The organism is Actinomycetota bacterium (assembly GCA_030776725.1).
In the GTDB taxonomy this organism is placed as follows: Bacteria; Actinomycetota; Nitriliruptoria; order Nitriliruptorales; family JAHWKO01; genus JAHWKW01.
On record JALYHG010000125.1, the window covers coordinates 1 to 8716 of the forward strand.

Consider the following 8716-nt stretch of genomic DNA (forward strand, 5'->3'; position numbering starts at 1 on the left):
CCGCCGACCGGCCGCGCCCGCGGTGAGCCCGCCGCGTGACCGGCAGCGGGCGCGACCGGTTCCCGCGGCAGTCGGCGCGGACCCAGCGGTTCACCCTCGGGCGGCCGCGTGATCTGACCGTCGCAGCCGACGGTTCGCGGGTGCTGTTCCGTCGCTCGGGCGGGGCCGAGGACCCCGTTCACCTGCTGTGGTCGTTCGATGTCGATCGTGGTGAGGAGCGGCTGCTGGCGGACCCGGCCGCCCTCGCCGACGTCGATGCCGACACGCTGCCCTCCGAGGAGCGGGCCCGCCGAGAACGCCTGCGCGAGGCAGGCTCCGGGATCGTGTCGTTCGCCGGTGACCGCGACCTGAACCTGGTGGCGTTCGCGTTGGGGGGGCGACTGCACGTCGCGGACGTCGCCACCGGCGCGGTCCGTCGCGTCGGGGGAGCCGACGCGGTGTACGACCCGCGCCCCGACCCCACCGCCCGGCGGGTCGCGTACGTGCGTGAGGGAGCGCTCTGGGTGGTCGACCTGGCTGCGGACACCGCTCGGTGCGTCGCCCGCGAGGACGGCGTGCGTTTCGGCGTGGCCGAGTTCGTCGCCGCCGAGGAGATGGGCCGTTCCCGCGGGTACTGGTGGTCACCCGACGGTGAACGGCTCGCCGCGGCGCGGGTCAACGAGGCCTCAGTGGCGCGTTGGTGGATCGCCAACCCGACCGAACCGGGGACGGAACCGACCGCGGTCGCCTACCCGGCAGCGGGCACCGCCAACGCCGACGTGACGCTGTGGATCGTCGAACTCGACGGGGAGCGCCGCCGCATCGACTGGGACCGTGAGACGTTCCCGTACATGGCAGCCGTGCGCTGGGAGTCCGATGGCGGGCCGCTGACCATCCTGGTGCAGAGCCGCGACCAGCGACGGACCCGGACGCTGGTCGCCGACCCGGACCGCGCCACCACCCGGGTGGTGGCCGAGGACACCGACCGTCACTGGGTGGATCTGGTCAGCGGCGTGCCAAGCTGGCTCCCCGCCGGACGGCTCGTGACCACAGCCGACGGTGACGGCGTCCGACGGGTGCTGATCGACGGCGTTGCGGTGTCCCCCCCGCGTCTACACGTCCGCAGCGTCGTCCACGTCGACGCCGAACGGGTGCTGGTCACCGCATCGGACGACGACCCCACCCAGATCCACGTGGTGGCCGTCCCCGTCGACGGCAGCGCCCCGCAGCCGCTGACGTCCGAGCCCGGCGTGCACGCCGCGACGGCGGGCGGCGACGTGGTCGTGGTGAGCTCCACGACGCTGGCTTCGCACGATGTGGCGGTCACCGTCCGACGCCACGGCCGCGGTGACATCCGGATCACATCGCACGCGGCGACGCCGCTGATCGCGCCCCACGTCGAGCTGCTCGAGCTCGGTCCGCGCCGTCTGCGGGGCGCGCTGCTCCGCCCCACCGACGATCCCGGCGGCTCCCTACCCGTGCTCGTCGATCCCTACGGTGGCCCCCACGCACAACGGGTCCTGCGAGCCCACCATGGGTTCCTCATCCCGCAGTGGTTCGCCGACCACGGGTTCGCGGTCCTGATCGTCGACGGGCGCGGAACACCCGCCCGCGGATCGGCCTGGGAGCGCGCCGTCCACCTGGACCTGGCCGGGCCGGTCCTCGACGACCAGGTCGCTGCGCTGCAGGCCGCTGCTGACCACGAGCCGCGGCTCGACCTCGGACGGGTCGCCATCCGCGGGTGGTCCTTCGGGGGCTACCTGGCGGCGTTGGCGGTCCTTCGCCGCCCCGAGATCTTCCACGCCGCGGTCGCTGGCGCGCCCGTCACCGACTGGCGGCTGTACGACACCCACTACACCGAGCGGTACCTCGGCCACCCCGATGACCACCCCGATGCCTACCGGCGCTCGTCCCTGCTCGACGACGCTCATCGGCTGGACCGCCCGCTGATGCTGATCCACGGGCTCGCCGACGACAACGTCGTCGCGGCGCACTCGCTGCGGCTGTCACGGGCCCTACTGGAAGCCGGGCGCCCCCACAGCTTCCTCCCGCTGTCGGAGGTGAGCCACATGACGCCGCAGGAGGCGGTCGCCGAGAACCTGCTCCGCCTGCAGTTGGCGTTCGTCCGCGACGCTCTGGGAGTGCGATGAGCGAGGCCGGTCGCGCGCCTGCCGCTGAACGTCACGACGCTCCCGGACCGTACGGACCGTCGTCATGGGTGGACCGTGACCGCAACCACAGCACCAGCACCACGACAGCGATGGCGACGAACGTCGCCAGCCACCGCGGACCCTCGAACGCCAACGTGACGACCAGCAACGCCGCGAGCAGCACCCCCAGGGGAGTGGCCAACCGCCGGAGACGCTCGGACAGCAGCGGCCGTTGTTCATCGGGCACGGTTGACGGTGTCCCTCGCAGCGGGATGGCGCCCGTCGGCAGAGCTCCAGGGTCTCTCGGGCACCGGTGAAGGCGTCCTCGCGGCGGGCCGACGACCGTTGCCGCGTCCAGCCGCCGTTACGCTCGCAGGGTAGCGGGGACCGATCAGTGGGACGCCATGCCGGGGATGAAGGACGCTCCGCTGCTGTACCGGATCCTGCACACCACGTTGGGGCCGGTCCTGACCCGCTACCTCCACCTCTACATCGACGGGGCCGAGCACGTCCCGGTCTCCGGCGGCGCCATCCTGGCCTCCAACCACCTGTCGTTCATCGACTCCCTGCTCCTGCCGCTCCCCCTCGACCGGCCGGTGTACTACCTGGGGAAGGCCGAGTACTGGGAGTCGTGGCGGACCCGGTGGTTCTTCGAGGGGGTGGGGGTGATCCCGACCTACCGACAGGGCGGCGACAAGGCCAAGCAGTCGCTGCAGGCCGGACTGGAGGTCCTGCGGCGCGGTGATCTGCTCGGGGTGTACCCGGAGGGGACGCGGAGCCCCGATGGCCGCCTGTACCGGGGCAAGACCGGGCCGATCCGACTGGCGCTCGCGGGTGACGTGCCCATCGTGCCCTGCGGCGTGGTCGGGACCCGCCAGGTGCAGCCGCCGGGGCGGTTCCTGCCGCGCCGCCGCCCCGTGACGGTCCGCTACGGGCGACCGCTGGATCTGTCCCGCTACCGCGGGCCGGACGACGACCCGTTCCTGCTGCGGTCAGCCGCCGACGAGCTGATGTACGAGATCATGCTCCTGTCCGGACAGGAGTACGTCGACGAGTACGCGGCGTCCGTCAAGACCGGTGCGGTGACCGTCTCGCAGCGGCGACCACCGCCCGGCCCCGTCCGTACACATCGGCGTGCGACCGTCCCGCGCGGCCAGCTGACCAGCACAGGCGCGGGCGACCGTCCGGGTCCTGGCCGCTGACCCACCTACGATGGACGTCGAGATCGGCGACGAGGAGGCGGCGCGTGACCAACCGGATCGGAATCCTGACCGGCGGTGGTGACTGCCCCGGCCTCAACGCCGTGATCCGTGCCGTGGTCCGCAGGGCCGAGCAGCGCAACATCAACTGCTTCGGCTTCCGCAACGGCTGGGCCGGGGTGCTCAAGATGCAGGTCGAGCCGCTCACGATCTCGTCCACCCGTGGGATCCTCCACCGCGGCGGGACGATCCTCGGCACGTCGCGGGTCGATCCGCTCCGCGAACCCGGCGGGGTGGATCGCATCCGTGAGGCGCTGGACATCCACGGTCTCGACGGCTTGATCGTCGTCGGGGGAGAGGGAACCCTGTCCGCCGCGACCCGACTCGCGACCGACGAAGGCATCCCGCTCGTCGGGATCCCCAAGACCATCGACAACGACGTGGGTGGGACCAACCTCACGGTCGGGTTCACCACGGCGGTCGGTATCGCCACCGCCGCGGTCGATCGGCTGCACTCGACGGCCGAGTCCCACAACCGCGTCATGGTGTTGGAGGTGATGGGCCGCCACGCCGGCTGGATCGCGACCTACGCCGGCATGGCTGGTGGTGCCGACGCGATCCTCATCCCGGAGTTCAACTTCGACATCGCGGCGGTGTGCCGCCACATCAAGCATCGGGCCGGGTCCGGCCGTGACTTCTCGATCGTCGTCGTGGCGGAAGGAGCACGGCCGGCCGAGGGGACCATGGCGATGCCCGAGTACGAGGAGGACCAGTTCGGCCGCCCCGTCCTGGGTGGGATCAGCCACGTGATCGCTCGTGAGATCGAGGGGCGGACGTCGTTCCCGGCGCGGGTGACGATCCTCGGCCACGTGCAGCGCGGAGGCAGCCCGCACCCAGCCGACCGGGTGCTGGCCACACGCTTCGGCGTCGAGGCGGTCGAGCTGGCCCGCGGTGGCGAGTGGGGGACGATGACCGGCCTGATCGGCCAGCACGTCGAAGCTGTCGCACTGCAGGACGCCACCAAGGAGCTCAAACAGGTCCCGCGGGACCTGTACGAGATCGCCGAGACCTTCTTCGGGTGATGGAAGACGAGCTCGTGGAGCTCGCTTCGCGCGTCGCCGAGGACGCCGGCGACCTGCTGCTGAGCTACGCGTCGCGCACGTTGGAGTTCGACACCAAGAGCAGCGCCACCGATCCCGTGTCCGAGGCCGACCGTGCGTCCGAGGAGAGCATCACCGGTGGCCTGCTCGAGGCCCGCCCCGACGACGGCATCATCGGCGAGGAGGACGCCTCCAACCGCGCCGGGACCAGTGGCCTGCGCTGGGTGATCGACCCGCTGGACGGCACGGTCAACTTCCTCTACGGGGTTCCGGCGTGGTGCGTGTCGATCGCGTGCGAGGACGAACACGGCATGGTGGTCGGAGTCGTCCGTGACCCGCACCGCCGCGAGACGTTCGCGGCCCGCCGCGGAGGCGGTGCGGTCTGCAACGGCCGACCGCTCCAGGTCCGCAGCAGCGCCGCAGAGCTGTCCATGGCCCTGGTCGCGACCGGGTTCAGCTACGGACCGGCGGTACGCGAACAGCAGGGGCGGTGGGTCGCCGATCTGCTCCCGCGCGTCCGCGACGTGCGACGGGTCGGTGCGGCCGCCCTCGACCTGGCTTGGCTCGCGGCCGGCCGGTTCGACGCGTACTACGAGTTCGGGCTCAAGCCGTGGGACCGCGCCGCCGGTCAGCTGTTGGTGCAGGAGGCCGGCGGGGCCGTGTCGCTGCACCAGCTGACCGTGGGCTCGGAGGACGGAACGTGCATCTTCGCCGGGCACCGCCCCATCCACGATGCGCTGTCCACGTGGCTTCTGGATGAGATCGGGGTCCAGCGGGCGGAGACCTGACGGGTTCAGCCGGTCGATCGAGGGGTGTACTTGACCGTCTGGACACGGATCTGGCCGTCCTCGGTGAACACGAACGTGTCGGTGCCGTCGTCGACCCGGTTGTCCCTCGAGTCGGCGGTCCACTCGAGGTATAGGACGTCGTCCTCGAAGACCTGCGTGGGCAACTGCCAAGACGCGTTCGGAACGGTCTCGATCAGCTCGACGAACCCCTGCCGCACCCCCTCCTTCCCGCGCCGCACGATGCCGTTGCCGATGAAGATGGCATCGTCGGTGTAGTCCGAGACGATCTCGTCGAGGTCCTCCGCGCCCAGGGCCTGGACGTGGTGCTGGAACGTCTCCCGCGGCGTGCGGGCCATGGCCGGTCCTGTCATCGGGTCGGGACCACCGGTGAGCGTGGGCCCGTGTCGCCATCCAACTCCCGTGTCGGGACGCTCGCAATGTCGCGTCGGCTCGGCCGGTCGACCGACAGCTGCCGTGTATCCACGCCTACGGCCACGGCAGCGCGGCATCTCCCAGCAGCTCGATGAACGTGCGGGCGTTGCGGGGGGCGTTCGCCTGGTAGTCGTTGTTGAAGTACACGTACGCGTCCGAGCCGTCCGCGACCGCCTCCACCACCGCCTCCGCCCACGGCTCCAGTTCCGAGGGGGAGTAGTCGTAGCGGTACTGCTCCTCACCGAGACCGTGGAAGCGCACGTACACCAGGTCCCCGGTGCGGGTGCGGTCGGGTGGCATCCGACGGGAGCTCAACCACACGTGCGCGACCCCGTGGCGGTCGAGGGTGTCGAAGACCTCGTCGTCGATCCAGGATGTGTGACGGAACTCCACGGCGTGACCCACGCCGGCGGGGAGGATCGACACGAACCGGTCCAGACGAGGCACGTCCTTGCCGAGGTTCGGCGGGAGCTGCCACAGCATCACGGCGAGGAACGTCTTCAGCGGCGCCATGCGCTGCATCACGTTCCCGACCGCCTCCGCCGAGCCCTCCCCGAGCTTGAGGTTGTGGGTGACGTACCGGCTGCCCTTGCAGGCGTACCGGAAACGGTTGGGCGCGCGGTCGTGCCAGCGCTGCGTGGTCGACGTCCGCGGCAGGCGGTAGAAGCTGTAGTTGACCTCGACGGTGGGGAAGATCTTGGCGTAGTGGTCGAACCAGCGCGTCCGAGCGACGCCGTCGGGGTAGAACCGGCCGTCCCAGTCGTCGTACTGCCAGCCGCTCGTCCCGACGCGGATGTCTCCGGCCACAGGCTGCCCCACGCTGAGCGGCTGTCCTCCAGGCCACGCTAGGGTCGTCGGCCCTCGTCGCGTGTCATCTCCGGGGAAGATCGCAGCGGTCGTCACACCATCATCACGCCGACACCCGGCGGCAGCGTCGTGGCCGGCCTACGGTAGCGACACCGCCCAGGAGCAGCCGTGCCCGACGTCGTGGACCTGCGCTCGGACACCGTCACCCGCCCGACGCCCGCGATGCGCCGCGCCATGGCCAACGCCGACGTCGGTGACGACGTGTACGGCGAGGACCCGACCGTCAACGCCCTCCAGGAGGAGGCAGCGGCCCTGTTCGGCCGCGAAGCGGCACTGCTGGTCCCGTCCGGGGTGATGGCCAACCAGCTGTGGCTGCGGGTCCTGGCCCGCCCCGCCACCGAGGTCGTTGTCGAGTCCGATGCGCACATCGTCGACTACGAGGACGGCGCCGGGGCGGTGCTCGCGGGGGTGCAGTTCCGCACGGTCGACACCCCGGACGGGCTGCTGACGCAGGAGCAGGTCACCGCCGCCGTCCGTCCCGACGCCTACCATCTGACGCCGACCTCGCTGGTCGCGGTCGAGCAGACCCACAACCGCAGGGGCGGCACGGTCTACCCGCTCGCCCGGTTGCAGGCGATCGCGGACGCGACGCGCACCGCCGGCGTGCGCCTGTACCTCGACGGGGCGCGCATCTTCAACGCGGCGGTCGCTGCGGGCGTCGACCCGGACGCGTACGGGCGGGTCGCAGACGGGCTGATGTTCTCGCTGTCCAAGGGGCTCGGCGCGCCGGTCGGTTCGGTGCTCGTCGGGGACGGCGACGCGATCGCGGAGGCGCACCGGTGGCGGCGACGGTACGGCGGCGCGATGCGCCAGGCTGGCGTCCTCGCCGCAGCCGGTCTGCACGCTCTACGCCACCACCGCGACCGCCTGGCCGAAGATCACGCCAACGCACGCATCCTGGCCGAGACGCTGGTCGAGTCCGTGCCCAACGCGGTCGACGTCGGCCAGGTCCACACCAACATGGTCTACGTCGACACCGCTCCGGCCGACGCGGACCAGGTGGCCGACGAGCTCGCCGCCGCCGGCGTCCTGTGCGGGGCGCTGGGTCCGCGGACGCTCCGCCTCGTCACCCACCTCGACGTCGACCGCGCCGGATGTGTGCGTGCTGCACGGTCCATCGGCTCCGCCCTGGCGCGTTGAGGAGTCGAGACGGGGCACCGTCGACGAACCTCACATGGGCCACGCCGGTGGCATAGGTTGGACGCGACGCTGACGTACCGCACGATCAGATCGGAGATCGCATGGCGACGAGCCGCGACGACCGCGCATCCGTGGATCAGCTGCGTCTGGGCAACGGTTTCCCGGAAGCCGAACGCGACGAGATCGTCGGAAGGCTGCGCAAGCTCGACCGACGGCTGAAGCGGTTCAACGGTGACGCCGTCGACCTCGAGCTCTCGGTCAAGGATCGTGACGGAAACGACCAGCAGGTCACGCTCGAAGCCCGTCTGCCCAAGATGCAGCGGATCGTGGTGACGTCGCGCAAGCCGGCCATGAAGGACGCGCTCATGGAGGTTCGCAACGAGCTATGGCGGAGGATCGACACCGAGGTCGACAAGATGACCGTGGAACGGCACCGTCCGTGATCCGTATCCTGGTCCTTCAGTGCGGCGAACGTGTTGAGGGGAGCCGATGAACGAGACGGCGACGTTCGGGGCGGGGTGCTTCTGGGGTGTGGAGGCGGCGTTCCGGCAGGTCGAGGGCGTCACCGCCACCGCCGTCGGGTACATGGGCGGCCACGTCCACGACCCCACCTACGAACAGGTGTGCACCGACCGCACCGGGCACGCTGAGGTGGTCCACGTCGAGTACGACCCCGAACGTGTCTCGTACGACGATCTGCTGGATGTGTTCTGGGACAGCCACGACCCGACGCAGCTCAACCGGCAGGGTCCCGATGTCGGTTCACAGTACCGCTCCGTGATCTTCACCCACTCCGAGGAGCAAGCCGCAGCCGCCAAGGCCTCGCGGGAAGCCCGTGACCGGTCGGGGCGCTACCGCCGACCGATCGTCACCGCGATCGAGCCTGCCGCGGTGTTCTGGCGGGCCGAGGGTTACCACCAGCGCTACCTCGAGGAACGCGGCCTGGCCTCGTGCACGGTCGAGCTGGCCGACTGAACGGAGGGGCGATGGCCGAGTCGCTGCGCGGCCGGCTGCTGGTGGCGACGCCGACGCTCATCGACCCCAACTTCCACCTGACCGTG

General features: G+C 71.0%; 10 protein-coding genes. 7 read left to right on the top strand and 3 right to left on the bottom strand.

Annotated elements, in window-relative coordinates; all coding sequences use genetic code 11:
- Positions 1 to 35: 35 nt before the first annotated feature.
- Complete coding sequence (locus M3N57_05905; protein MDP9022230.1) at positions 36 to 2129, top strand: prolyl oligopeptidase family serine peptidase; 2094 nt, start codon at positions 36 to 38, stop codon at positions 2127 to 2129.
- Between the two features lie 31 nt (positions 2130 to 2160).
- On the opposite strand, the gene M3N57_05910 is transcribed toward M3N57_05905, so the two are convergent.
- A complete protein-coding gene (locus M3N57_05910) occupies positions 2161 to 2376 on the bottom strand; it encodes a hypothetical protein (GenBank protein MDP9022231.1) in 216 nt (71 codons plus the stop codon).
- A 166-nt stretch (positions 2377 to 2542) separates the two neighbouring features.
- On the opposite strand from M3N57_05910, the gene M3N57_05915 reads away from it, so the two are divergent.
- From M3N57_05915 to M3N57_05925, 3 genes are read left to right on the top strand one after another with little or no spacing between them, the layout of a single operon-like run.
- Positions 2543 to 3331, top strand: a complete 789-nt coding sequence (locus M3N57_05915) for a 1-acyl-sn-glycerol-3-phosphate acyltransferase (GenBank protein MDP9022232.1) — start codon at positions 2543 to 2545, stop codon at positions 3329 to 3331.
- Positions 3332 to 3375: 44 nt separating this feature from the next.
- Positions 3376 to 4410 carry a 6-phosphofructokinase gene (locus M3N57_05920; GenBank protein ID MDP9022233.1) on the top strand — a complete coding sequence of 345 codons (1035 nt, stop codon included), beginning with the start codon at positions 3376 to 3378 and terminating at the stop codon, positions 4408 to 4410.
- Complete coding sequence (locus M3N57_05925; GenBank protein MDP9022234.1) at positions 4410 to 5216, top strand: inositol monophosphatase; 807 nt, start codon at positions 4410 to 4412, stop codon at positions 5214 to 5216. Before M3N57_05920 ends, M3N57_05925 begins: the two co-directional genes overlap by 1 nt.
- Before the next feature lie 5 nt (positions 5217 to 5221).
- Here M3N57_05925 and M3N57_05930 read toward each other — a convergent pair whose 3' ends face one another.
- On the bottom strand, positions 5222 to 5572 hold the full coding sequence (locus tag M3N57_05930; GenBank protein ID MDP9022235.1) for a nuclear transport factor 2 family protein: 351 nt from the start codon (positions 5570 to 5572) through the stop codon (positions 5222 to 5224).
- A gap of 130 nt (positions 5573 to 5702) precedes the next feature.
- The gene (locus tag M3N57_05935; protein ID MDP9022236.1) at positions 5703 to 6467 is read right to left on the bottom strand and encodes a DUF72 domain-containing protein; all 765 of its coding nucleotides are present in this window, start codon (positions 6465 to 6467) and stop codon (positions 5703 to 5705) included.
- Positions 6468 to 6623: 156 nt separating this feature from the next.
- On the opposite strand from M3N57_05935, the gene M3N57_05940 reads away from it, so the two are divergent.
- The 3 genes from M3N57_05940 (at position 6624) to msrA (ending at position 8630) form a co-directional block, all read left to right on the top strand.
- Complete coding sequence (locus tag M3N57_05940) at positions 6624 to 7655, top strand: aminotransferase class I/II-fold pyridoxal phosphate-dependent enzyme (GenBank protein ID MDP9022237.1); 1032 nt, start codon at positions 6624 to 6626, stop codon at positions 7653 to 7655.
- A 101-nt stretch (positions 7656 to 7756) separates the two neighbouring features.
- Positions 7757 to 8098, top strand: coding sequence for an HPF/RaiA family ribosome-associated protein (locus M3N57_05945; GenBank protein MDP9022238.1), 342 nt, complete (start codon positions 7757 to 7759; stop codon positions 8096 to 8098).
- 46 nt (positions 8099 to 8144) lie between these two features.
- Positions 8145 to 8630, top strand: a complete 486-nt coding sequence (gene msrA / locus M3N57_05950) for a peptide-methionine (S)-S-oxide reductase MsrA (protein ID MDP9022239.1) — start codon at positions 8145 to 8147, stop codon at positions 8628 to 8630.
- The last annotated feature ends 86 nt before the right edge of the window (positions 8631 to 8716 follow it).